Source organism: Paenirhodobacter sp., from assembly GCF_047600745.1.
In the GTDB taxonomy this organism is placed as follows: Bacteria; Pseudomonadota; Alphaproteobacteria; order Rhodobacterales; family Rhodobacteraceae; genus Rhodobacter.
Window position 1 is genome coordinate 266,529 of the sequence record NZ_JASGKI010000003.1, and the last position, 22,610, is coordinate 289,138.

22 protein-coding genes, 1 tRNA gene and 7 pseudogenes are annotated in these 22,610 nt (G+C 64.0%); 12 read left to right on the forward strand and 18 right to left on the reverse strand.

Going from position 1 to position 22,610, the window contains the following annotated elements:
* Window positions 1-287 precede the first annotated feature (287 nt).
* Window positions 288-1,493, reverse strand: coding sequence for an IS256 family transposase (locus QM789_RS07825; RefSeq protein WP_420351379.1), 1,206 nt, complete (start codon window positions 1,491-1,493; stop codon window positions 288-290).
* A gap of 119 nt (window positions 1,494-1,612) precedes the next feature.
* On the opposite strand from QM789_RS07825, the pseudogene QM789_RS07830 reads away from it, so the two are divergent.
* Window positions 1,613-2,470, forward strand: a pseudogene (locus tag QM789_RS07830) (GmrSD restriction endonuclease domain-containing protein); the annotation flags it as partial.
* Window positions 2,451-3,059, forward strand: coding sequence for a hypothetical protein (locus tag QM789_RS07835; protein WP_420351380.1), 609 nt, complete (start codon window positions 2,451-2,453; stop codon window positions 3,057-3,059). The pseudogene QM789_RS07830 and the gene QM789_RS07835, both read left to right, overlap by 20 nt.
* A 185-nt stretch (window positions 3,060-3,244) precedes the next feature.
* Here the strand turns inward: QM789_RS07835 and QM789_RS07840 are convergent.
* The 12 genes and pseudogenes from QM789_RS07840 to QM789_RS07895 form a co-directional block, all read right to left on the reverse strand.
* Window positions 3,245-3,403, reverse strand: a pseudogene (locus QM789_RS07840) (integrase core domain-containing protein); the annotation flags it as partial.
* A 26-nt stretch (window positions 3,404-3,429) separates the two neighbouring features.
* Window positions 3,430-3,846: pseudogene (locus QM789_RS07845) on the reverse strand (IS66 family transposase); the annotation flags it as partial.
* Window positions 3,752-4,859: pseudogene (locus QM789_RS07850) on the reverse strand (IS110 family transposase). The pseudogenes QM789_RS07850 and QM789_RS07845, both read right to left, overlap by 95 nt.
* Entirely contained in the window at window positions 4,795-5,100 is a 306-nt protein-coding gene (tnpB, locus tag QM789_RS07855) for an IS66 family insertion sequence element accessory protein TnpB (RefSeq protein WP_420351381.1), read from the reverse strand. Before tnpB (QM789_RS07855) ends, QM789_RS07850 begins: the two are co-directional and overlap by 65 nt.
* Before the next feature lie 346 nt (window positions 5,101-5,446).
* A tRNA-Ala gene (locus tag QM789_RS07860) sits at window positions 5,447-5,522 on the reverse strand.
* 579 nt (window positions 5,523-6,101) lie between these two features.
* Window positions 6,102-6,815: a cytidylyltransferase domain-containing protein gene (locus QM789_RS07865; protein ID WP_420351382.1), complete on the reverse strand. Its 714-nt coding sequence runs from the start codon at window positions 6,813-6,815 to the stop codon at window positions 6,102-6,104.
* Between the two features lie 14 nt (window positions 6,816-6,829).
* Window positions 6,830-7,390 (reverse strand): N-acetylneuraminate synthase family protein, encoded by a 561-nt coding sequence (locus QM789_RS07870; protein ID WP_420351383.1) that lies wholly within the window; start codon window positions 7,388-7,390, stop codon window positions 6,830-6,832.
* The gene (locus tag QM789_RS07875; protein ID WP_420351384.1) at window positions 7,360-7,509 is read right to left on the reverse strand and encodes a hypothetical protein; all 150 of its coding nucleotides are present in this window, start codon (window positions 7,507-7,509) and stop codon (window positions 7,360-7,362) included. The genes QM789_RS07870 and QM789_RS07875 overlap by 31 nt, the downstream gene beginning before the upstream one ends.
* A gap of 68 nt (window positions 7,510-7,577) precedes the next feature.
* Window positions 7,578-7,778 (reverse strand): hypothetical protein, encoded by a 201-nt coding sequence (locus QM789_RS07880; RefSeq protein ID WP_420351385.1) that lies wholly within the window; start codon window positions 7,776-7,778, stop codon window positions 7,578-7,580.
* Window positions 7,779-7,839: 61 nt separating this feature from the next.
* Window positions 7,840-9,756: an ATP-binding cassette domain-containing protein gene (locus tag QM789_RS07885; RefSeq protein WP_420351386.1), complete on the reverse strand. Its 1,917-nt coding sequence runs from the start codon at window positions 9,754-9,756 to the stop codon at window positions 7,840-7,842.
* Complete coding sequence (locus tag QM789_RS07890) at window positions 9,756-10,190, reverse strand: hypothetical protein (RefSeq protein ID WP_420351387.1); 435 nt, start codon at window positions 10,188-10,190, stop codon at window positions 9,756-9,758. Before QM789_RS07890 ends, QM789_RS07885 begins: the two co-directional genes overlap by 1 nt.
* 40 nt (window positions 10,191-10,230) lie before the next feature.
* Window positions 10,231-11,976, reverse strand: a complete 1,746-nt coding sequence (locus tag QM789_RS07895; RefSeq protein WP_420351388.1) for an alkaline phosphatase — start codon at window positions 11,974-11,976, stop codon at window positions 10,231-10,233.
* Window positions 11,977-12,307: 331 nt separating this feature from the next.
* Between QM789_RS07895 and ugpB the strand changes: the two genes are divergently transcribed.
* The 4 genes from ugpB to QM789_RS07915 are packed head-to-tail and all read left to right on the forward strand — an operon-like array spanning window position 12,308 to window position 16,408.
* Window positions 12,308-13,603 (forward strand): sn-glycerol-3-phosphate ABC transporter substrate-binding protein UgpB, encoded by a 1,296-nt coding sequence (gene ugpB, locus QM789_RS07900; protein ID WP_420351389.1) that lies wholly within the window; start codon window positions 12,308-12,310, stop codon window positions 13,601-13,603.
* Between the two features lie 29 nt (window positions 13,604-13,632).
* Complete coding sequence (gene ugpA / locus QM789_RS07905; protein ID WP_420351390.1) at window positions 13,633-14,514, forward strand: sn-glycerol-3-phosphate ABC transporter permease UgpA; 882 nt, start codon at window positions 13,633-13,635, stop codon at window positions 14,512-14,514.
* Window positions 14,507-15,364 (forward strand): sn-glycerol-3-phosphate ABC transporter permease UgpE, encoded by an 858-nt coding sequence (gene ugpE / locus QM789_RS07910; protein ID WP_420351391.1) that lies wholly within the window; start codon window positions 14,507-14,509, stop codon window positions 15,362-15,364. The genes ugpA and ugpE overlap by 8 nt, the downstream gene beginning before the upstream one ends.
* Window positions 15,365-16,408, forward strand: coding sequence for a sn-glycerol-3-phosphate import ATP-binding protein UgpC (locus tag QM789_RS07915; RefSeq protein ID WP_420351392.1), 1,044 nt, complete (start codon window positions 15,365-15,367; stop codon window positions 16,406-16,408).
* A 70-nt stretch (window positions 16,409-16,478) separates the two neighbouring features.
* Here QM789_RS07915 and QM789_RS07920 read toward each other — a convergent pair whose 3' ends face one another.
* The 4 genes and pseudogenes from QM789_RS07920 to QM789_RS07935 all read right to left on the reverse strand — a co-directional run bounded on the left by QM789_RS07920 (window position 16,479) and on the right by QM789_RS07935 (window position 18,307).
* Complete coding sequence (locus tag QM789_RS07920; protein WP_420351393.1) at window positions 16,479-16,673, reverse strand: hypothetical protein; 195 nt, start codon at window positions 16,671-16,673, stop codon at window positions 16,479-16,481.
* 272 nt (window positions 16,674-16,945) lie between these two features.
* A pseudogene (locus QM789_RS07925) lies at window positions 16,946-17,472 on the reverse strand (IS66 family transposase zinc-finger binding domain-containing protein); the annotation flags it as partial.
* 85 nt (window positions 17,473-17,557) lie between these two features.
* Window positions 17,558-17,947 carry an IS66 family insertion sequence element accessory protein TnpB gene (gene tnpB, locus QM789_RS07930; protein ID WP_420351394.1) on the reverse strand — a complete coding sequence of 130 codons (390 nt, stop codon included), beginning with the start codon at window positions 17,945-17,947 and terminating at the stop codon, window positions 17,558-17,560.
* A 159-nt stretch (window positions 17,948-18,106) separates the two neighbouring features.
* Window positions 18,107-18,307 carry a hypothetical protein gene (locus QM789_RS07935; protein WP_420351395.1) on the reverse strand — a complete coding sequence of 67 codons (201 nt, stop codon included), beginning with the start codon at window positions 18,305-18,307 and terminating at the stop codon, window positions 18,107-18,109.
* Between the two features lie 47 nt (window positions 18,308-18,354).
* Here QM789_RS07935 and QM789_RS07940 point away from each other — a divergent pair, with 47 nt between their 5' ends.
* The 6 genes and pseudogenes from QM789_RS07940 to QM789_RS07965 form a co-directional block, all read left to right on the forward strand.
* Entirely contained in the window at window positions 18,355-18,798 is a 444-nt protein-coding gene (locus tag QM789_RS07940) for a hypothetical protein (RefSeq protein ID WP_420351396.1), read from the forward strand.
* Window positions 18,799-18,821: 23 nt separating this feature from the next.
* Window positions 18,822-19,040 (forward strand): annotated as a pseudogene (locus QM789_RS07945) (ABC transporter permease subunit); the annotation flags it as partial.
* Window positions 19,041-19,101: 61 nt separating this feature from the next.
* Window positions 19,102-19,521, forward strand: a complete 420-nt coding sequence (locus tag QM789_RS07950) for an ABC transporter permease subunit (protein ID WP_420351397.1) — start codon at window positions 19,102-19,104, stop codon at window positions 19,519-19,521.
* Window positions 19,518-20,219, forward strand: coding sequence for an ABC transporter permease (locus QM789_RS07955; protein ID WP_420350134.1), 702 nt, complete (start codon window positions 19,518-19,520; stop codon window positions 20,217-20,219). Before QM789_RS07950 ends, QM789_RS07955 begins: the two co-directional genes overlap by 4 nt.
* A gap of 13 nt (window positions 20,220-20,232) precedes the next feature.
* Window positions 20,233-21,063, forward strand: coding sequence for an inositol monophosphatase family protein (locus QM789_RS07960; protein ID WP_420350133.1), 831 nt, complete (start codon window positions 20,233-20,235; stop codon window positions 21,061-21,063).
* A gap of 1 nt (window position 21,064) precedes the next feature.
* Window positions 21,065-21,636 (forward strand): annotated as a pseudogene (locus QM789_RS07965) (amino acid ABC transporter ATP-binding protein); the annotation flags it as partial.
* Between the two features lie 101 nt (window positions 21,637-21,737).
* Here the strand turns inward: QM789_RS07965 and QM789_RS07970 are convergent.
* On the reverse strand, window positions 21,738-22,610 hold the full coding sequence (locus tag QM789_RS07970) for a hypothetical protein (RefSeq protein WP_420351398.1): 873 nt from the start codon (window positions 22,608-22,610) through the stop codon (window positions 21,738-21,740).

Genomic DNA, 22,610 nt, shown 5'->3' on the forward strand with positions numbered 1-22,610 from the left:
GAGCAAGGAACAATCATGTTCAAGCATCCCTCAGACCTACACTGTTTCGGATTTCATCGAATGGAATACCAAAAAGCAACTGGTTTTGTCTCCTGAGTTTCAAAGAGGCTCAGTCTGGAGTCCTTCAGCGAAAGTCTTTCTCATAGACACCATCTTGAATGACCTACCTATGCCTCAGATCTACTTCCGCACCAAACTAAACTCACAGGCGCAAACGACGGTGCGGGAAGTCGTTGAGGTCACGTCCGTCAAGGTGGTGTAAATTCCCGGATGGCCTGAGGGCATGATCAGGCGGCTTTCGTTGTGATGCTGAGAATGGGGTCGATCTCCTCCTTGTCGATCTGGGCGAAGGCCTCGACCATCATGTAGCGGCTTGCGGTCTGCCATTCGTCGTTCTGCTCGAACAGCACTGCGCCGATCAGACGCATGATGGAGGCCTCGTTAGGGAAGATGCCGACGACATCGGCGCGGCGCTTCACCTCCTTGTTCAGGCGCTCGATCGGGTTGGTCGAATGCAGCTTGGTGCGGTGCTGTCGCGGAAAGGACATGTATGCCAGGACGTCGTGCTCGCTGGCGTCCATGAGGTCTGCCAGCTTGGGCCTGCGCGGGCGCAACTGCTCTGAGACCTTCCGCCAAGTCTCACCGGCATGGGTGCGGTCGGGTTGGTCGAAAGCCTGGCGGATCGCCGCGGCGATGACGGTGTGCTGGCCGCGCGAGACATGGGCCAGAGCGTTGCGCATCCAGTGAACGCGGCACCGCTGCCACGTGGCCTCGAAGACCCGGGCAATGGCGGCCTTGAGGCCGGTATGGGCGTCGCTGATGACCAGCCGCACGCCTCCGATCCCGCGGGCCTTGAGCGACCGCAGGAACTCGGTCCAGAAGGTCTCGGCTTCGGACGGACCAATGCCCAGACCGATGATTTCCCTCCTGCCTTCGGTGTTGGCAGCGACGGCGATTATGGCCGCCACGGGCACGATGCGCCCACCCTGGCGCACCTTCAGATAGGTGGCATCCAGCCAGAGATAGGGCCAGTCGCCGGTCAGCGGGCGGTTGAGGAACTCGCCGACCCGCTCGTCGATATCCTTGCACAGCTTCGACACCGTGCTCTTGGAGATGCCCGACAGCCCCATGGCCTGCACCAGCTCGTCCACGCGGCGGGTCGAGACGCCACCGATCCAGGCTTCTTGAATGACGGCGACAAGCGCCTGCTCGGAGGTTTTGCGCGCCTCCAGGAAGCCGGGAAAGTAACTGCCCTGCCTGAGCTTCGGCACCCGCAGGTTCAAGGTGCCCAAACGGGTATCGAGAGCGCGCTCTCGATACCCGTTGCGCCAGGTCGTGCGCTCGCCGTTGCGCTCATGCCGGCCGGCGCCGATCAGGCCATCGACATCGCTCTCCATGATCAGTTGAAGGACGGCCTCGGCAATGCCGCGCAGGAAGTCGCCCTGATCGTGCTTGGCCAGAAGCTCGGACAGGTCCATGTTGGATTTGGTCATCGGGGTCTCCGTAAGGTTCGTGGTTGAAGCGTCGAAACTCCACCTCGACCATACACCTCGATGGCCACCCGGGATGACACCGGCGACGGCGCTGAAATTACACCACGTCCTCGGACGCTAACGTCGTTGACGGACAGCAGCGACTGCGTGCAATCCTTGAGTTTGCGTCGAGCAGTCTCAAGCTCACCTCAAAGTCGCCAAACTTTAAAGGCAATACATATCGTGATTTATCTGTCGAAGACCAAGAGAGATTCCTATCATATCGCATCCCGGTCGTTCAGCTAGTGAATGCTTCCGATGCCGAAGTTCTTGAGGTGTTCGCTCGTTTAAATTCCTACAGCGTAAAGGTCACACCCGCCGAGCTAAGGCACGCAGAGTTTTCTGAGCCGGTGAAATGGGCCATATACGAAGCGGCAAGAGAATGGTCGGTTCTCTGGAGTGAATTAAAGGTAGTCTCGACGCGCGACACTGTTCGGCTAAAGCACACCACACTGATTGCCGAAATGTTCATTGCATTGGACCGAGGTCTTGGCGATGGGGGAGAGACTCAGATCACACGCTATTATAAGGCAAAGAAGTCCGAAGGAGATGAATATTTTTTGACGCTGCGCGATCACTTGGATAGGACGATTTCTCAAATAATCGAACATACAAAGGATGACTTTTCCGAAACGACATTCTTCGATGCGCCGAATTTTCTGATACTGTTTTCTGCTGTGGCATTTCTGAACGGATACTTGCCAAATTCTAAGGTCACCGAAGGCGTCAACCAGTTCTCCGGGCGCGGGGTGGATTGGGATAGAGCTGCAGTTAATCTCGCAACCTTGGCGCAGGCGCTCGATGACGATTCCGAGGAACAAGGGCAGCATTCTCAATTTGTAGCAGCAACAAAGAGCACCACACACCGTATTTCTTCGCGGAAAGTCCGATTTGAGGCCGTTGTGAGGGCGATTTCACGTGATGTTGCTGGCGCGTAGGATACCCCGCTTCAATGCCCATCTGGATCATCTTGCCGACATCATATCGATGATCGACGCACCGATACCCAGAACTTCGGAACGCGTATTTTCGGCGGAAAAGGCGCTTATTCAGATACAAATTGAGTGGGAGAACTTTATTCGGGGTCTCATATTGGATAGCGCGACTGGAAATTTCGAAAATAGTTCAGGACCGATCACTTCAAGAAAATATCCCCGCTTGCGTTCCAGGGAGGCAGCTGCACATAAGTTGATTGAGACCTATCCCCGCCGGAAGTCTGAACCGGATTGGTATTTGCCGGATGAGGCTATTAACGCTGCTATTCGCCTTGATGTTTCGAATCAACATCAGATAGCGGCAGAGCTTGGGGTAACGCCTTGGCCTATTGGGGATCTCCGGCGTATGCGGAATTTTATCGCACACAAATCCAAAAAGTCTGCTCTTGAAATCCGAAAAACGGGCATTGCCCTCAGTTCCACCAGAATTGACGTGCTTGATGTCGCGTTTCAATACAGTTCCGGAGGTATAAAAAGATATGTTGACTGGATCAATTTTGCAAAAGGTTCCGCAGCGCGCCTGGTGGCATGAAGTTATAATAATGCATCGAAGTGGCGCTGGAAAAGCAAGCCTCCGCCGAGGGCCGTTGCTCTGAGCCCAGACCTTGGACCGCCGCGATCTGGAGTTTTGCGGCTCTGATCACGGGGGGCGGGCTGGTTGCGCCACCGGGAATATGCAGGTCGATCGGCACGTTGTAACCGATCGCGCTGTGAGCGCCGGATCTCGTTGTAGTCTCTGCGCCAAGCCTCCAACTTTTCGCGGGCGTCCGCAAGATCCATGAACCAGTGGGCGTTCAGGCATTCCGCCCGCAGCTTGCTGTTGAACGCCTCGATGAAGCAGTTGTCGGTGGGTTTCCCTGGTCGGGAGAAGTCCAATAGCGCAAGCGTGGAGCGTCGCCCGTTCAGGTTCTGTAATTCCATGGCATGAGGGCGCCGAGATGGGCGCTCGGCCATTGGTTTGCGATGCGGCTCAGGGTCTGGCTGAGCCAGGCGGTCGGATCGACGCTGTTCATCCGGCGGGTTTGCAGGAGGGGGGCGATGGTGGCCCATGTGCGGCAACCGCCATCTGACCCGGCGAACAGGCTGCTCTTCCGTGTGATCGTCTGGGGTCTGATGGCGCGCTCGACGATGTTGGAGTCCAACTCGACCAGACCATTGGTAAGGAACCGCTCGAAGATTTCGCGGCGGGAGATGGCATAGCGCATGGCCTCGGCCAGCTTCGATTTACCGGAGATGCGCGGCAAGGTCTGCTGCCAGAGCGTGAAGAGGCCGGTGACGATGGGGGCGGAGACGGACTGGCGCGCGGCGGCACGGGCCTCTCAGCATCGCCCAGATCTGACGCGCCATGCGGTTGGCCAGCGCGATGGCGATGAGTTTCAGCGGTTTTTCCCCAGCATGCACCCCAGCCAGTCCTCGCCCGGATCAGTCCGTTTGCGGGTGGAAATCACCCCCATGGCGCCAAGGCAGAGCAGCCGCCGAATGTAGCTTGCCCATCTTCGAGATCGCCCCCAGCCGCTCCTTGCCACCACTGGAATGCGGCTTCGGCGTCAGACCAAGCCAGACCGACAGGTCGCGGGCCGAGCGGAAGGCCGACATGTCCGGCAGCATGGCAGCAAGGACACTGGCCGTGATCGGGCCGAGGCCCGGCATCGTTTGCAGCCGCCGAGCGGTCTCATCCGCCTCGGCGGCACGGCGCAGGTCGGTGGTGATGGCGTCGATGCGCACCTTCGTGTCGGCGAATTGCCCGACCAGCAGATCGAGCGGCATGCGCGCCTCGGGCGGCAGATCCGCCGCCTCCGCCTCGGCGACGAGGCGGTTCATGTTGTGGATGCCCTTCGGCACCACGATGCCGAATTCCCCGAGATGGGCGCGGATCGCATTCGCAAGCTGGGTCAGTTGCCGGACGAGGAAATCCCGTGCCCGGTGGCTCATCAGTACCGCCTGCTGGACCTCACTCTTGATCGGCACGAAGCGCATCGTCGGTTGCAAGACGGCCGTGCAGATCGCCTCCGCGTCGTTCGTCGGCTTACGCGGCTGCACCGCAGCCACGGTCCTCCTCACCATCGGTCTTTTCTCGCTTGACGAAGGGTTTGACGTATGACGGCGGGATCAGCCGCACCTCATGGCCGAACTTCGTCAGCTCTCGCGCCCAGTAATGCGCTCCGGCACAGGCTTCCATGCCGATCAGGCAGGGGGCGAGACGCGAGAAGAACAGCAGCATCTGCGCCCGCCGGACCTGTCGCCTGATGGCGACCCTTCCGGCGGCATCAACGGCATGCACTTGGAACACGTTCTTGGCCAGATCGAGCCCGACCGTGGTAATCTCCTTCATGGATGGCTCCCTTCATGGGTTCGTGTGACAGCACCCAATGTGGCACAGTGCCATGCCGGGAGCGGGAGCAAGCCACAACAGCAAGGGCGCCGCGATGGCTCACCCACCAGACGATCCAGATCCTGCCCGCATGCTCGGTGCGGAACACATAGAGCGCCCAGCTGAACGGATCGCTGCCGCTGTCGCGCACCAGGGCGAGAAGGGAGTCCATCCCCTTCCGGAAGTCGATCGGCTGGCTCACAAGGAAGACCTTCGCCCGACGGGATCACGGCCCGAACGCACCGTCCGACGGATCTGGGTCAGGGCCGCTTCCCTGATCTCCGAACCCACCCGGATCGGGGCATAGCCAATCACCAGGTCAATCCGGCCAAGGTCCACGCCCTTCGTTTGAGCGAGGGGGCTGAGATGCCAACGGAAGGACTGTCGATGCGCTGGTTACGCGACGTGATTGAGATTGAAGCACGCCCAAGCCCGATGTTACTTTCGCGAGAACGTCGTTCTGTGCATCAAAAACATGTTGACAGGTGCTTTGCAAGCTTATGCTTCCGATTTGCACTGTTATGCTTCGCTTACAAATCAACGGAAAATGGTGGAGCTGAGGGGAATCGAACCCCTGACCTCATCATTGCGAACGATGCGCTCTCCCAACTGAGCTACAGCCCCGCTCCACTGAGGCTGCTTTTGGCCCATGATGTGGTCGGTGTCAATAGACCGGCGGAGACTTTTGTTGATCAGTGCTCATGCGAGTGGCCGCGACTCCTGTTGCACTCATACGGAGCGGAGGTCTTGCCGCAGCAGGGCCAGGGAGCGGAGGATGCCAAGCACCGCGGGGAACCTGTGGCGAGACGAACCGCGGGCATCAGATTGGGGCATGGTGGGCTTGCCCGCCCCAGAGGTGAGTCGTTCGGCCATCGCCGGTTTGCCCGCCAAATGCCGTTCAGGTTGGGCCGGGCGCGCGGCGGATCATGCGGCCTATCCCCCGAATCTCTGGCGTGGAGGATGGAGGTGGCAACCGGATCAGGGGAAATACGGCCCCCCCCGGACACAGGGGCATGTGCCTTACGCCTGCGGGGGGATCCCGTTATCACTGCGTTGCGCGCCGGGGCCTGTCCGCCGGTCGGGAATCATCGCGGAGCGTCCGGACGTCATGGGGCGCCGATCGCGATCCGAGGGCGACCGCATGGTGGACTTGTCCCACGGCCACCGTGCCGAACCGGCCACATGCCCGGGCCGAACGCCGGCTCAGAGCAATGACAGGCCGTTCTGCCGCCGGGCGCGGGCGATCTCGTCCATCAGCAGGAACTGTTCCTCCCAGTCGATATCCATCGACTCGGCTTCTTCCATCTCGAAGAAATAGGGCTTGTGGCCGATCCGGTCGCGGGTTTCGCGCATCAGCGCGAAAGGCATCGCGTAGATCGCATGGTTGATTTCATAGACCGGGGTAATATCCTGGCTGCGAGGCCAGCGTTCGACGGTGTTGTCGTAGTTGAAGGGCTTGCCGTCGCGCCACAGGAATTTCTGTAGCCTGGTTGCGCTGATCAGGCTGTCATAGCCCTCCGCACGGATCCGGTGATAGGCGTCCAGCGCGCGCTGATAGACGGCGGCGGTGGCGAAGGGATGGGTGACATGGGTCCAGAAAATATCGCCGTCCTCGCTCAGATGGGCGATGTAATCGGCGATGAAGGCGCCCATCGAGGTCGCCGAATTGCCCCATTCCTCGGGCCGGGGCAGGGGGGTGACGCGGGCGTCCTCTTCGGCGGCGAAACGCGCGGCATAGTCGAGCACCAGCGGATCGTTCGACGAGACGATGATCCGGTCCAGCCCGGTGACCTTCTGCATCTGCCGCAGTTTCAGTTCCAGCAGGCCGTTCTCATAGCCCGCGAAGGGGCGGGTGTTCTTGTGCTTCACGCGCTCGCTGCCCGCGCGGCAGGGGATGAACCCGATCATCTTCGTCATGCTGTCCCTTTCCGTCAGCCGGTCTTGCGGCGGTATTTGTGATGTTCCGAAGGCGCGATGGTCTTTTCCTCGGCGCCGACGAGGATTTCCGCCTCGCGGATCTTGCCGACATAATCGCGGAAGGAGGAGGTCGTCAGATCCAGCGCCACCGCATCGAAATGCGCCCAGTCGGTATTGCCCAGCTTGACGTGCTTTTCCACCATCCGCGCGCCCGCCGCCACCGCCATCGCGGAGCCGAACCAGCCGGGATCGTGGCTGGAATAGGCCGGGATGATGCGCGGATCGGCCTTCGACAGCCGGTCGTAATGCCGCACGACGCCGATGTTGCAATCGGCGGGCGGGGTCGGATAGGCCGAATTCGCCTGCATCAGATAAAGCTGCGGCGCCTGGGCAAAGGTCTCCAGCACCCATTTTTCATAGCGGTGATCGGTCATGCCGGTGGACAGAACCACACCCCGGTCACAGGTCTGCGCGACATGGGCGAGGTAATCGGTATGTTCCGAAATCGTCGAGGGCAGTTTCACCAGCGGCGGGTCGAACTGCATCACGAAGCGGTAGGAGGGTTCGTCCAGCAACGAGGCGAACTCTCCTGCATGCCGATGACGATTTCCCGGGTCTGGCTGTCGCCCGCCGCGAACTGGCGCCCGGGGAGGTGGGCATAGCCGAGGCCGGGGCGGAAATCGAAGCCGACCATATAGACCTTCTACGCCCGCCCGCGTTACCGCGCGACCTGAAGCGCGGACATGAACAGGATGTCCTCGATCAAGAATTCGCCCGACAGCGCAGCCCCGGCAGTTCGCGCCGCAGCAGCGCCGAGATTTCGTGTTCCAGAAACAGGTCGGCGGCGGTGACGGGGCTGCCGTCCGGTTTCCAGGTGATGTCGTAGCGCATCGCCTGCATCTGCGGCAGGGAGTCCAGAATGAGGGTCTGGACGCGGCGGAGGAGGGGCGAAACTGAGGTCACGGGCGGTTCCTGTTATGCTGGCGCACCATAGGAACCGCCCGCGCGGGATGCAAGCGCCGGCTCACCCCCGCAGGGCGGCGGCGGGCGGCTGGCGATAGGCGTGCCAGGCGGGCAGCACGGCCATCCCCGCCGCCACGGCCAGCACGATCAGCAGGCCGTTCAGGTCGGATCCGGCGAAGGCGACCGGCAGCGGAAAGCCGCGTTCCGCGCTGAACAGCCGCGACATTCCCTGTGCGGCGACGAACCCGACCGCGTAGCCGAGGAAGATGCCGATGCAGATCAACGCGAAGAGTTCGGTCCAGACGATGCCGAACACCGCCCCGCGCGGGGCGCCAAGGGCCCGAAGCGCCCCGATCTGCCGCCGCCGCTGGCCGACATGGATCACCGTCACCAAAAGCAGCGCCGCCGCCACCAGAGCCTGCGCCCCGGCGGCGATCGCCCCCAGAACCCGCTTCGCATCGCCAAGCGCCGCATACAGCGCGGTCAGCACTTCGCCCGGAAACACCGCCAGCGTGCCGTTCTGGCGGTAGTCCTGCCGCAGTTTGTAGGCATCGGCGATGGTCTTCGGCTTGACGAGGATCGCCGGAAGGCCGGGAAGGTCGCGCCCGGTCCAATCCTCGGCCAGAGGCGCATCGGGGTCGATTGCGCCGTGATGGTGGTCGTCATGCCCTTCATGGTCATGCTCATGACCGGTCTCAAGCCCATGCACATGCCAGACCGCCTGAATCGGCACCAGAATCGCGCGGTCCCAGGGCGTTCCGGTGGGCTGCATCCGGCCGGTGACGCGGTAGCCGGTGCCCTCATGCACCTCGCCGCCTTCCGATAGCTTGCCGTGCTCGGGGGTGATCATGTCGCCCGGGCGCAGGTCGATGGCGGCGCCCACGACGGCCTCGCCCTCGGCGGCGAAGATCCGTCCCTCGGTGAAGCCCGGCGAAAGGGCGGCGATCAGTGCTGTGGTGGTGCCGACGATCGGATCACCATGGTGAAAGTCGCCAAAGCCGATGGGCGCGGCCCAGGCCACGCGTGGATCCACCGAGAGCCGTTGCAGCACCTCGCCCGGCATCAGGGGTAGCGGCGCCGCCTGAAGAAAGACCGACGACAGCACCAACTGCGTTTCGCTCCCCGGCGCGCCCACGATCAGATCGAACTGATCCGAGGCCCGCGCGCTTCCCAGCCGCAGGGCGCGTTCCTGCAACGTTACCGCCACGCCAAGCGCCACCGCCAGCGCAACCAGCAGCACCACCACGACCGAGCCCGCCCAGAGGCGGCGCAGGTCCGACAGGACGAAGCGGATCATGTCGTGCTTCTCCTGAGTATCCGCGACGATCACGCCGCCTTCGAGGGAAATCCGCCGCGACAGCCGCCCGGTCAGGCGCGCATCATGCGACACCACGATCAGCGTCGCGCCCGTTTGTCCGGCCAGATCGCACAGCAGCGCGCCGATCGCCGCGCCGTTGAGCGGGTCGAGGCTGGCCGTCGGCTCATCGGCGACGATCACCCCGGGGTTGCGCAGGAGCGCACGGGCCACGGCCACGCGCTGCATCTCGCCGCGCGACATGGTTTCGACCGGCTGATCCGGCCGCATGAGGCCCACCTGCACCAGCAGCGCCCCGGCACGCGCGACCAGCGCCGCATCCGCCACCCGCGACAGCCGCGCGGGCAGCAGCACGTTTTCATGCGCCGACAGGCCGGGGAACAGGTGAAAATCCTGCATCACCAGCCCGACATTGGCGCCGCGCCAGCGATCCCGCCCGCCTTCGCTGAGGGTCGTGAGGTCGGTCTCCCCCCACAGCACGCGGCCCCGCGTGGGGCGCCCCAGCCCGGTGATAATGTTGACAAAGGTCGATTTTCCCGAACCCGACGGTCCGGTGACCGCCACATGCTCGCCCGCCGTGATGCGCAGCGCCTCTACCCGCAGCACGGGCGCGGCGAGGCCGGGGAAGGTGACGTCGATGTCTTGCAAATCCAGTGACGGCATCATGCAATCCTATACACCGCTTCGCGCAGGCGCAGCTGGCTGACGAAACCGGTTTCGGGGTCGGTCCAGGAACCACGCTCCAGCCGCCCCGTCACCTCGATCGTCTGGTTCGGCTGCACGAAGGTCTGCCGCCGGTCGAGGTAGACCACGACGATCGTGTCCGGCCAGTCGGAATCGCTCGAACAGAACGGGCAGAGCGCCATCGGGATTTTGGTCAGCACGAAGAACTGCGCCTCCGCCTTCAACGGCGGCGCCATGAAGCCCCGGATCTGCACCTGCTGCCCGGTCAGGAGCTTCACCTTCTCCGAGAATTGCAGCCCAAGCGCGCTGTAGGAGGCATAGAGTTCATCAAAGGTGATCTGCGGCACCTCGGCCCGCGCCGGGCGCGCAAGGGCCAGCATCGGCAGGGCGAGGCAGGTTCGGCGGGTGATCATCGGCATCTCCAGAGAGGAGGGGGGCCCGAAGGCCCCACGCTCATTTCGCCGCGCCAAGCGCGAAGGTTTCGGCCAGCACGCGATAGACGTCCGACTGCTCCATATAGCCCTTGAAGCCCTCGGCGCCGGGGCCGGTCGCCTGAAGCACCACGTCATCGACCGCATGAACCGCGGTGTCATTGTCCTTCGGCAGGTTGCCGATGCGCAGGGTCGCGCCGGGAACGTTATAGGCTTCGTTCGCGACATATTCGCCCGTTTCGGTCTTCACCGCCGGTTCAAACGGACCGTCCAGCTTCGGCCCCCAGGTTTCGTAATAATCCGGGAAGTTGCTGGCAAAGATCGCAAGGTGGCGGCTCACATCCACGCGGTCCGGGTATCCGTCGCCATCGGCATCGGTATAGTTCGGGAAGCCCGCCTCGTCATAGACGCCAACCTTGTCGCGGCCGGTGCCGGGACGGTCCTCGTCGATCGTGCCGATCAGCGAAATGCCATGGGTATGGTCGCCGGTCACCACGATCATCGTGTCCGGGTTCTTCGCGGCAAAGTCCCGCGCCACGGCCACCGCATGGTCGAACTCGATGGTTTCGAGCACGGCACGCTCCCAATCCATCGGATGGGACATCTTGTCGACCGATGCCGCCTCGACCATCAGGAAGAAGCCCTCGGGGTTCTTTGAAAGCTGATCCAGCGCCGCCTGCGTCATGTCCACCAGCCCGGGCTGATCGGGGAACTTCTCCGCCGTGCCCTTCTTCAGCTGGTTGCGGTCGAGCCAGGTGTCCATGTTGCCGGTGTGGAACAGGCCCAGCACCTTGCCCGAATTGCTGCCCGCCGTGGCGGCCAGTTCGGCCTTCGTCGTGGCGATGCTATAGCCCGCATCGCGGAACAGCTGGATATAATCCTTGTCGTCCTTGCGCTTCGAGCCGGGAATGTCGGACTTCAGGAAATAGGCCGAACCGCCGCCCAGCACGACATCGGGCTGCACGTCGTAGAACATGCCGACGATCTCGGCCTTGTCGGCGCGCTTGCGGGTATGCGCGACCAGCGCCGCCGGGGTGGCGTCTTCGAGTTCGGCGGTCGAGACGATGCCGATCGACTTCTTCCCGGTGCGGCGCAGCGCCTCGGCGATGGTTTCCACCTTCGGATCGTCAAGGCTCGCGGGCGTGCGGTCGGCATAGACGCCAAGCGCGTTCACCCGGCTTTTGTGCCCGGTCATATAGGCCGACATCGTGTTGGCCGAGTTGGTCGCGATCGAATGCGTCGAGGAGGTGCCGATGAAGGCCATATGGTCGAGGTCATCCATCGCCAGCCGGCCGTTCGCCTTGCCGTCCGCCATGCCCTTCGACATGATCCGCGCCGAGGTCCGGTGCGCGACCGAAAGCCCGTCGCCCAGCAGGAAGATGATGTTCTTCGCCTTCGGCGCCTCCGGCGTGCCGTAGACGGTCCAGGTGACGGTCTTCTCCGCGCCGCCCGCCGTCACGGTCACGGTATAGTCGCCGGGCGTGGCCAGCGCCAGATCGCGCAGGATCAGCGCCGACCCCAACACCTTGTCATCCTTGTCCTTTTCCTCGGCGACATACGCGGCGGGCTTGCCGAAGACCTCGGCGTAGGGCTTGCCGTTCACGGTGACGGCGATCTCGGATTCGGGGTGAACCTTGTCGAGCTCGACCTTGAAGTCGAAGGGCGCGTTCACAAGGATCGTCGCCCGGTCGAGCGGCATGATCATATGTGCCTGAGCGGTGCCGGTGAGGAGGGTGGTGGCCGCGAGTGCGGCGATCAGGGTGCGCATGGTGTCCTCTGTGCAGACGAAAGCGTTATACAGTTGCGTCAATTAACCACGTCAGATGACGGTTGCGTGACGCCGGGCGACTTTTCCGCCTGCGCGTTCGGGGGCCGGGCCGTCACCTTCCTGTCGCAAATCCGTGGTTGTGTCCGCGCTGAAATCGACCGGGGGCGGGCGCGCGCCTGCCCGATGCCGCGGCAAATGGTTGACAGCCGGGGATTTCGGTCGAAATCATGGGCCATTGCCGGTCCGCAAGGACGGGATGCGCCTTGCGGCTGTCGGGAGCGGCCGCGAAACCGGGGCGCGTCCCCATCTTGCCCCGAAGGGAGGAAGACAGATGAAACACACGTTCCTGTGGCTGGCGGCGCTGGCCGCGCTGCCTGCATCTGCGCAGGCCAAGACCGAGATTTCATGGTGGCATGCGATGGCCGGCGCGAATGGCGAGGTGGTCACCAAGATCGCCGCCGATTTCAACGCCAGCCAGTCCGACTATGAACTGAAGCCGGTGTTCAAGGGCACCTATCCCGAAACGCTGAACGCGGGCATCGCCGCCTTCCGCGCGGGGCAGGCGCCGGACATCATCCAGGTCTTCGACGTCGGCACCGGCGTGATGATGGGGGCGCGGGGCGCGATCAAGCCGGTGGCGGAGGTTCTGGAGGAGGCTGGCCATACCTTCGACAAGAGCCAGTACCTGCCGGGCATCGTCGGCTATTATTCGACGCCCGAGGGGCAGATGCTGTCCTTCCCCTACAATTCCTCCTCGCCGATCCTTTACTACAACAAGGACATCTTCGCGAAGGCGGGCCTGTCCGACGACACGCCGCTGAAAACCTGGGCCGATGTCTGGGCCGCCGCGCGCAAGATCAAGGCATCGGGGGCGGCAAGCTGCGGATATACCTCGACCTGGCTGACCTGGATCCATACCGAGAACTTCGCCGCCTGGAACGACACGCCCTGGGCCAGCAACGAAAACGGCCTTGGCGGCACGCCGGAGCTGAAGATCGACGGGTCGCTGTTCGTCAAGCATTTCGGCGAACTGGCGGAGCTGGCGAAGGAGGGGGTGTTCGTCTACGGCGGGCGGACCTCGGAGGCGAAGCAGAATTTCACCTCGGGCGAATGCGGCATCCTGACCGAAAGTTCGGGCGGGCTGGGCGACATCATCAAGTCGGGGATCAACTACGGCATCGGCCAGCTTCCCTATGACGAAACCGCCCCGGGCGCGCCGCAGAACACCACGCCGGGCGGCGCCTCGCTGTGGGTGATGGGGGGCAAGTCGGCCGAGACCTACAAGGGTGTCGCCGCCTTCTTCCAATATCTGTCGCAGACCGATGTGCAGCAGTATCTGCATGAAAAGTCGGGCTATCTACCGGTGACGATGGCTGCTTATGAGGCGACGAAGGCCTCGGACTTCTATGAGCAGAACCCCGGTCGCGAAACACCGCTGCTGCAAATGTCGGGCAAGGCGCCGACGGCCAATTCCAAGGGGGTGCGTGCGCCGAACCTGCCGCAGTTGCGCGACATCCAGAACGAGGAATACGAAAAGATGCTTGCCGGTCAGCAAAGCGCGGAACAGGCGCTGAAGAATGCGGTCGAGCGGGGCAATGCCGCGATCCGCGAGGCCTCCGGCGGCTGAGGGCGGCCACTTTGACAGGGTGACATGACATGAGGCGGACCGTCTTTCCGCACCGGATCCTGCCATGGCTGCTGCTGGCGCCGCAGCTTGCGATCACGGTGATCTTCTTCTACTGGCCCGCGGCGCAGGCGTTCCGGCAATCGGTCCTGCGCGAGGATCCGTTCGGCCTGACGACGACCTTCGTCGGCTTCGCCAATTTCCGCAGGGTTCTGTCGGATCCGAACTATGTGAACGCCTTGCAGGTGACGGTGGTGTTTTCCTGCCTGGTGGCGTTCGGGGCGCTGGCGATCGCGCTGTTCCTGGCGGTGCAGACGGAAAAGATCGTGCGGGGCAGGGGGATCTACCGCACGCTGATGATCTGGCCCTATGCGGTCGCCCCGGCCATCGCCGGGATGCTGTGGCTGTTCATGTTCAACCCGAATTTCGGCACGCTCTCGGTGCCGCTGAAGGCGATGGGGATCGACTGGAACCCGCTGCTCGATGGCCAACAGGCGATGGCGCTGGTCGTGGCGGCGGCGACGTGGAAGCAGATCAGCTACAATTTCCTGTTCTTCGTCGCGGGGTTGCAGGCGATTCCGCGCTCGCTGCTCGAAGCGGCGGCGATCGACGGGGCCTCCCGGCGGCGGGCGTTCTGGACCATCGTCTTCCCGCTGCTGACGCCGACGACCTTCTTTCTGCTGGTGGTGAACACGGTCTATGCGCTGTTCGACACCTTCGGCATCATCCATGCGGTCACCGGCGGCGGCCCCGGCAAGGCGACGGAAACGCTGGTGTACAAGGTCTACAACGACGGCTTCGTGAACCTGATCGTCGGGTCTTCGGCCGCGCAGTCGGTAATCCTGATGGTGATCGTCGTCGCGCTGACGGCGGTGCAGTTCCGGTTCATCGAACGGAGGGTGCATTATGGCTGACCCGACGGCGCCGCGCCCCGCTGACCGGATGCTGGCGCATTTCTGGATGGTTCTGGGCGTGATCGTGGTGGCCTTCCCGGTCTATTACGTCTTCATCGCCTCCACCCACACGACACAGACGATCCTGCGCCCGCCGCTGCCCCTGCTGCCGGGCGGCGCGGCGGGTGCGAATTATTCCGAAGCCTTCGCGGGCGGGGTCAGCCGGATCGGCGGGGTCAGCCTGTGGCGGCTTCTGGGCAATACGACGCTGGTCGCAATGGGCATCGCGCTCGGCAAGATCGCGATCTCGATGGCCTCGGCCTATGCGATCGTGTTCTTCCGCTTTCCGTTCCGGATGACCTGCTTCTGGCTGATCTTCATCACGCTGATGCTGCCGGTCGAGGTGCGGATCCAGCCGACCTACAAGGTGATGGTGGATCTCGGCCTGATCGACACCTATGCGGGGCTGATCCTGCCGCTGATCGCCTCGGCGACCGCGACGCTGCTGTTCCGGCAGTTCTTCATGACCATTCCGGACGAACTGCTTGAGGCCGCGCGGGTGGATGGCGCGGGTCCGTGGCGGTTCTTCCGCGATATTCTGTGGCCGCTGTCGCTGACCAATGTGGCGGCGATCTTCGTGATCCAGTTCATCTATGGCTGGACCCAATACCTGTGGCCGCTGCTGGTCACGAATTCCAATGACATGAACACCATCGTCATCGCGCTGAAGAAGATGATCTCCTTTGCCGATGCAGATACGCCCTGGAACCTGGTGATGGTGACCTCGGTCCTGGCCATCCTGCCGCCGATCCTGGTGGTCGTGCTGATGCAGCGCTGGTTCGTCAAGGGCCTCGTCGAGACGGAGAAGTGAATGGCCGAGATCAGGCTCAAGGATGTGCGCAAGGCTTACGCCGGAAACGAGGTGATCCACGGCATCAGCATGGATATTGCCGATGGCGAATTCGTGGTGATCGTCGGGCCTTCGGGCTGCGGGAAATCCACCCTGCTGCGGATGGTGGCGGGGCTGGAAGAGATCACCGCCGGAACGATCGAAATCGGCGGGCGGGTGGTCAATGCGCTGGAACCCCGCGCGCGCGACATCGCGATGGTGTTCCAGAACTACGCGCTTTATCCCCATATGAACGTGCGCGAGAACATGGCCTATGGGCTGAAGATCGCGCGTCTGCCTGCGGCGGAGATCGCGGCGCGGGTGGCGAAGGCCGCGAAGATGCTGGAGCTGGAACCCTATCTGGACCGCAAGCCCCGCGCGCTGTCGGGTGGGCAGCGGCAGCGGGTGGCGATGGGGCGCGCGCTGGTGCGCCAGCCCGCGGCGCTGCTGCTGGACGAACCGCTGTCCAATCTGGATGCCAAGCTGCGGGTGCAGATGCGGCTTCAGATCAAGGAGATGCACCTGAGCACCGGGCAGACCTCGCTTTACGTCACCCATGATCAGGTCGAGGCGATGACGCTCGCCGACCGGCTGATCGTGATGAACAAGGGCGTGGCCGAGCAGATCGCGACGCCGCTAGAGGTTTACGAACGCCCGGCCAGCGAATTCGTCGCCGGGTTCATCGGTTCTCCGGCGATGAACATCTTTCCGGTGCGCTGCGGCGGGGGGCAGGCGGAACTGCCGGGCGGGCACCGGGTGCCGCTCGCGCTGCCCGACGGGCCGCTGCACCTGGGGATCCGCCCCGAGGATCTGCATCCCGCTGCGGCGGGGATCCCGGTGTCGTTGCGCTCGGTCGAGCGGCTTGGCGCGGATGCCTTCGGTTACGGGACGATCGCGGGCAGCGACGTGCCGATGACGCTGCGCCTGCCCGGGGCGACGGACCTGGCGCGGGGCGATCTGGTCACGGTCGCGCCGGATCCGTCGCGCGTGCATCTGTTCGATCCGGCGACGGGGCGCAGGCTGTAACCCACCGGCGGCAGATATGACAAAAGGCAGCCCTCAGGGCTGCCTTCTGAACATGCGCTGTTCGGCGCCGTTATTCCGCGGCGAATTTCGTCGCGAATTCGCCGCACCAGTCGTTCGACTGGACAACCGGCCAATAGCCACGGCTGTCGGCATCCTTTTGGGTGACAGGCGGATTGGCGCGGCACAGGCCGGCATCGGAAAGCTGGCTGGCAGAGTTCCCGGCATGGTTTTCATAGAACGCGCAGGCGCTGCAATTATGGGCCATGATGATCTCCTGGCTTGCTGGTGTGGATCGCTCGCTGGCTTTCGGCTGGCTCGCTGTCTGTTGAGGGGGATATAGGAGCCCCGCCACACCGCGTCAAGTTTTTTCTTGTAAAATCATATAGTTGAGTGATTTCATCGGCCACTTTCACCTGAGAATTTCGGTAAGGTTCCGCGCGGCATCCCGGTTGTGGCACAGGGATTTGCGGTGACTGGAGGGAGCATCGAAACTGACTCTGCTCCAACGCGCAGATCAGCCCTTGCACGGCGGCACAGGGCCCGGATGACGCCAGCCCAGCCCTTGAACACGTATTTGGGGCAGCGGGAGACGATCACCCGGAACTTCGCCGGGATCACATCCAGCCGCTCGGAGACGTCTTCCCCGATCAGCACCTTCTGCTTGCCCGCGTACTCCGGCAAGTCCTCGGGCTCGATCACCACCTCGACCCGTTCGAGACGCGGCGGGAAGCCCTTGCGCGGCCGGGGCGGTCGCTTCTCATCCGAGGACCGGCCCTTGCCGATCTGCCCCCCTCAGGGCGGCGGTCTCGATCTCCTCGAAGACGAAAGCCTGCTGTGCCTCATCGTCCGCGCTCGGCTCGCCGGCGTCAAGCTTCTCCGAGCGGCGACCGGTCGAAGGCCTTCAGGATCTGCATCAGTCGCTTGATCCGCTCGTCGGCATCCGAGCCGCAGGCTTTCAAAGCCGCATTCTCGTCCTCCAGGGCCGCCGTCTTCTGCGCCATCGCGCGGACCATGGACTTCAGAAGGTCCTTGTCATCGGGAAGGGAGAGATCGTCGGCGCTCATGGCATTAAGGATAGTATATTCCGGCGAGGCATTCCGCAGGATATCGGCGTTCAAGGGGTAGATGATTTACTTTGCCGCAGCCGGGTTATCCAGCAAATACAGGGGCTTTTACTGCTACGGGACGAACCCTCTTCCAATCCAGACCATCCAGCAGCGCCATGAGCTGGGCATGGTTGAGCTGCACCCGGACATGCCCGATCCGCGGCCAGCAGAACGACGATTTCTCGAGCCGCTTGGCAAAGAGACACACACCGCTCTTGCGCCATGGCCGCTTGAACCATGTATGGATGGCCCCTTGGCAAGAGTTTTGTTTGATCCGGCATCTGGTCGGTCGCGGCCATGTATACGGCGTCCAGGATGCAGCGAGTTTACAGCTGCGCGCCTTGATGAAGTTAGCCGGCGGTCGGGTCCCGATCAATGGCACGCGCTCTGAGGCGCTCTGGTCCGAACTGGGTGTCCCGTTCCGCTGTATCACCGTCCCTGTGCCATCACCTCACACTGCGCCTCACCATCTCTGGGCCTACCGGTCAAGGATCGGCTCGGCTGATCTCGTCAATCTTGGGCTGGGGCGGCCCGGTAGCTGCTCCCACCGGCAATCAGTGCCCAGATCGTTCGCGCCATTCGGTTGAACGCCTCAGTTGGCGTGCACATTGCAAGCGCCTGATAAAAGACGGCGGTTGTTGTAGAAGCTGACCCAATCACCAATTGCCCGTGTTGCATGCTGGATGCTGTCAAAGTGTTGACGATCCGGCCCGCCCGGCGCTGGCGCGGGAAAATCCAGTCGCTTGTAAGTGAAGTGACCGTCGCGGGTAAGGTCAAGGCGGTCCAGCCTCATTTCCTATCTTCCACGGGGGCGAGACGGGCAAGGACTGTATCGCTGCCTTGTCGCAGCAGATTGCCTCAGACGGCTGCAAAACCCATATCGTCGTCGCCCAGCAGGTCGCGCAACTCGGACGGCAGATCCCGCGCCATGTCGGTGACGGCATTCGACAGGGCCAGATCTTGGCGCAGGATACGCAACAGTTCGTATGGAAGATTGCCCGCGCCATAGGCATCCACGCCGGACGGCGGCAGGTCGCATTTTCCAGCCGATCGATCCACAGCCCAGCCATGCCCGAGGGCGCGGGCTACGGCTTCGTCGGCCCCGAAATCAACGACACCGCCTATTTCGGCCCCGGCGTCGGCATTGGCGTGCGCAAGGAGGACACCGCATTGCAAGGTGAGGTCAACAAGGCGCTGGAAGGCATGTTCGCGGATGGCACCTTCAAGACCATCAACCTGAAATACTGGACGTTCCCGGTCCTGCCCGGCGCCTGGTCCGAATGACCGCCTGATCCGGAGAGGCTGCGATGGATCCCTTCTTGGGTTGGGGCGACGAGATCGCCCGGGGCGCCTGGATCACCATGCTGACGGCGGTGCTGTCGCTGGCGGTCGGGCTGGTGTGGGGCATGCTGGGCGCGCTGGCACAATTGTCGCCGAACCGCATTCTGGCGGCGTTCGGGCGCGGGTTCAGCCTGGTCATGCGCGGCACGCCCGAACTGCTGGTGATCCTGATCGTCTATTTCGGCGGCACCATGGCGCTGACCCGGGCGCTGAGCCTGTTCGTCGAGTTCGAAGGGCTTCGTCGAGGTGCCGCCGCTTCAGGCCGGGGTCTTCGCGCTGAGCCTCGTGTTCGGCGGCTATGCGGCGGAGATCATCCGGGGCGCGTGGCAGGCGGTGCCGGTGGGCGTGATCGAGGCCGCCCGCACCCTCGGCCTGCGGCCGTGGCTTGTGTTCTTGCATGTCCGCCTGCCCCTGATGCTGCGCTACGCCCTGCCGGGCCTGGGCAATCACTGGGTGTCGCTGATCAAGGACACTTCGCTGATCTCGGTCGTAGGGCTGCATGATCTGATGGGCTATTCGGCCATGGCCACCTCCGTCACGCGCGAGCCGTTCCGCTTCTACATGATCGCGGCGCTGGTCTATTTCGTGCTGACCATGGCGAACAGCCGCCTCGTCGGCTGGCTGGAGGCGCGCGCGCGGCGCGGGGAACGGCGGGTGACGGCATGAACTGGGACGTCATGATCCAGAACCTGCCCGCGCTTCTGGGCGCGGCGGTGACGACATTGCAACTGCTGTTCCTCACCTTGCTGATCGGGGGCGCGCTGGCGGTGCCGATCGGGATCGCGGCCGGGTCGCAAAGCCTCTGGCTGCGCTGGCCGATCGGCTTCTACATCTCGTTCTTCCGGGGCACGCCGCTGCTGGTGCAGGTGGCCATCGTCTATTACGGCCTCGCGCAGTTCCAGTTCGTGCGCGACAGCTTCCTCTGGCCGCTCCTGCGGCAGGCCTGGCCCTGCGCGCTGCTGACGCTCTCGCTGCATACCGCCGCCTATACCGCCAACATCCTGCGCGGGGGGATCGCCAATGTCGGCGCGGGCCAGATCGAGGCGGCGCGCGCCTGCGGCATGACCCGCGTGCAGCTGTACCGGCTGGTGATCCTGCCGCAGGCGGTGCGCACCGCGCTGCCCGCCTACGGCAACGAGGTCATCAGCATGATGAAGGGCACCTCGATCACCAGCACCATCACCATCATGGAGCTGACCGGCACGGCGAACACCATCGTTTCGCGCACCTTCGCGCCTTACGAAATCTTTATCGCGGCGGCGCTGATCTACCTCGCCATCGCCTGGAGCCTGACGCGCCTGCTGCGGCTGGTGGAATGGCGGCTCTCGGCACATATGCGCAGCGCGCCTGCGGCCCAGACATGACGGAAGGCCTATCATGGAAAGACTGACCCGTGACGAAGACCGGCTCGCCGGACAGGCGGGCTTCGCCGAAAGCCTCGCGGATGCGGCCCGCGCGATCATCGCCGAGGCCTTCCCCAGGGACCGGCGGCCCGACACGAAAGCGGACCTGAGCCCGGTGACGGAAACCGACCGCCGGATCGAAACCGCGCTGCGCGAACGCATCGGGGCGGCCTTTCCCGGCCACGGCATTCTTGGGGAGGAATTCGCCGCCACCGGGCTCGACCAGGAATATGTCTGGGTCATCGACCCGATCGACGGCACCAAGGCCTTCGTCGGCGGGCTTGCGGTTTTCGGCACGCTGATCGCGCTGACGCGGGGCGGGGCGCCGGTGCTGGGCCTGATCGACAATCCGCTGACCGGCGACCGCTGGCTGGGCATCAGCGGCCAGCCCACCACGCTCAACGGCCGCCCCATCCGCAGCCGCGCCTGTCCCGGCCTGGCGCAGGCGCTGATCAGCAACGGCGGCCCCGACAGTTTCGGCCCCGAGGCCATGCGCGGGTTCCAGCGGCTGCGCGCCGAGGTTGCCTGGTGCGTCTACGGCGGAAGCTGCATGGCCTATGGCCGGGTGGCGGACGGCAGTCTGGATGTCTGCGTCGACGCCGGGCTGGATCCGTTCGACTATTGCGCGCTGGTGCCGGTGCTGACCGGCGCGGGCGCGACGATCAGCGACTGGGAGGGGCGCCCGCTGACGCTCGCCTCGGGCCATACGCTTTGCGCGGCGACCGGCGATATCCGGCTGCATGAAACGGTGCTGGAGCGGTTGCGCGGCTCGCCACCCCGGCCTGGGGAGAAACGCGATGCATGAGATGATCCATGTCGGCGGATTGCACAAATCCTACGGGTCGACGCCGATCCTGAAGGGCATCAGCCTCTCGGTCCGCCCGGAGGAGAAGGTGCCGCCCGGAGGACACTCGGGGTCGGGCAAGTCGACGCGGATCCGCTGCATCAGCGGGCTGGAAACCCGTAGCGCGGGCCACGACCTGCGCCCCGATTGTCGCAACATGGATAGTTTCGGCGGCGAAGTCGGCATGGTGTTTCAGCAGTTCAACCTGTTCCGCACCTGACCGTGCTGCAAAAGATCGTGCGCGGGGAGGCGAAGGCCGCCACCCAGGCCCGCGCGATGGTGCTGCTGGAGCGGGTGCGCATCGCGGACCGGGCGGGGTATTACCCCGGCCAGCTTTCGGGCGGCCAGCAGCAGCGCATCGCCATCGCCCGCGCGCTGGCGATGTAACCCAAGGTCATGCTGTTCGGCGGGCCGACCTCGGCGCTGGACCCGGAAACGGTCAGGGAGGTGCTGGACGTGCTGGCCGATCTCGCCCGCGACGGCATGACCATGATCGTGGTGGCCCATGAGAAGGGCTTTGCCCGGCGGGTGGCGGTTCATGGACGGCGGCATTATTGAGGAGGGTGCCCCGGCCGCAGCACCTGCGTTTTCCTCAAGCGCATCGCACATGCCTGACACCCGGCACGGATGGGTCGCTACCGGCTCCGTGTCACCATCGCGAAGCCCTCGTCCCGGGGCGCAAGCTCCACTTCGATGCGGGCGATCCGGTCGAGGCCGGCGATATGCGTGCCGCCGCAGGGGATCGCGACTTCGGCTCCCAGCAGATGGGTGGACCAGATCCGCCGCCCGTCCAGCGGCCCTTCGCCCGGCGAAACGGTCACCGGGGCGGGGGCCTCCAGCATCCGGGCGAGGCAGGCGTTGATCTCTCGCGCCCGCTCCGGCAGGTCGGCAAGGAAGCCGTCACGGTCGAACCCCTTCTTGCGCAGCGATTTGCCAAGGCGGAACAGGTCGGTCGAACGGTCTTCGGTGATCTCCGACCCCGCCACCGCCGCCTTGTCGAGGTTCGGCGCGCCAAGGGCATCGCGGTCCGGATAGTCCCTGGTCCAGAACGGCGCCGCGCATTGGTTCAGCGCCAGCGCGGCCAGATGGACCCCGGTATGCTGCAACGACAGCGCATCGCGATACGCGCGGTCGACCTCAAGCCGGACGCGGTGGCCGACCTGCACCGGATCCGCCACCACATGCAGCACCACGGCATGGGTATCGGGCGTACCGCGCGGCAGGGCGGCGGCCTCCGCCCCGGTCAGCAGGGCGCCCGTCGCCGCATTCAGCAGGCCGGTCCGGCAGTCCAGAACCGCAACCCGCGTGCCATCCGCCCGCACCAGCACCCCCCGGTCCCCCGGCTGATCGGGCCAGGACAGGCTGAGCGGGTGAAACGGCGTGCGGTCCGTCACGACGATCCAGCCGTCATCGGCGCGCGCCGCGAACAGCGGCTCCGCCTCTTCCGACAGGCTGCCGCCGCCGAAGGTGACGGTGGTTCCGCTGCGCAATCCGGTCGCGAATTCCAT

What these genes read in the sequence shown, in the direction of transcription:
- QM789_RS07865 (WP_420351382.1), bottom strand. Translation starts at nt 6,815, where the DNA reads ATGACGAAGATGATCGGGTTCATCCCCTGCCGCGCGGGCAGCGAGCGC.
- QM789_RS07825 (WP_420351379.1), bottom strand. Translation starts at nt 1,493, where the DNA reads ATGACCAAATCCAACATGGACCTGTCCGAGCTTCTGGCCAAGCACGAT.
- QM789_RS07915 (WP_420351392.1), top strand. Translation starts at nt 15,365, where the DNA reads ATGGCCGAGATCAGGCTCAAGGATGTGCGCAAGGCTTACGCCGGAAAC.
- QM789_RS07955 (WP_420350134.1), top strand. Translation starts at nt 19,518, where the DNA reads ATGAACTGGGACGTCATGATCCAGAACCTGCCCGCGCTTCTGGGCGCG.
- QM789_RS07885 (WP_420351386.1), bottom strand. Translation starts at nt 9,756, where the DNA reads ATGCCGTCACTGGATTTGCAAGACATCGACGTCACCTTCCCCGGCCTC.
- QM789_RS07960 (WP_420350133.1), top strand. Translation starts at nt 20,233, where the DNA reads ATGGAAAGACTGACCCGTGACGAAGACCGGCTCGCCGGACAGGCGGGC.
- ugpB (WP_420351389.1), top strand. Translation starts at nt 12,308, where the DNA reads ATGAAACACACGTTCCTGTGGCTGGCGGCGCTGGCCGCGCTGCCTGCA.
- QM789_RS07895 (WP_420351388.1), bottom strand. Translation starts at nt 11,976, where the DNA reads ATGCGCACCCTGATCGCCGCACTCGCGGCCACCACCCTCCTCACCGGC.
- ugpE (WP_420351391.1), top strand. Translation starts at nt 14,507, where the DNA reads ATGGCTGACCCGACGGCGCCGCGCCCCGCTGACCGGATGCTGGCGCAT.
- ugpA (WP_420351390.1), top strand. Translation starts at nt 13,633, where the DNA reads ATGAGGCGGACCGTCTTTCCGCACCGGATCCTGCCATGGCTGCTGCTG.
- QM789_RS07890 (WP_420351387.1), bottom strand. Translation starts at nt 10,190, where the DNA reads ATGATCACCCGCCGAACCTGCCTCGCCCTGCCGATGCTGGCCCTTGCG.
- QM789_RS07920 (WP_420351393.1), bottom strand. Translation starts at nt 16,673, where the DNA reads ATGGCCCATAATTGCAGCGCCTGCGCGTTCTATGAAAACCATGCCGGG.
- QM789_RS07970 (WP_420351398.1), bottom strand. Translation starts at nt 22,610, where the DNA reads ATGGAATTCGCGACCGGATTGCGCAGCGGAACCACCGTCACCTTCGGC.
- QM789_RS07935 (WP_420351395.1), bottom strand. Translation starts at nt 18,307, where the DNA reads ATGAGGCTGGACCGCCTTGACCTTACCCGCGACGGTCACTTCACTTAC.
- QM789_RS07875 (WP_420351384.1), bottom strand. Translation starts at nt 7,509, where the DNA reads ATGGTCGGCTTCGATTTCCGCCCCGGCCTCGGCTATGCCCACCTCCCC.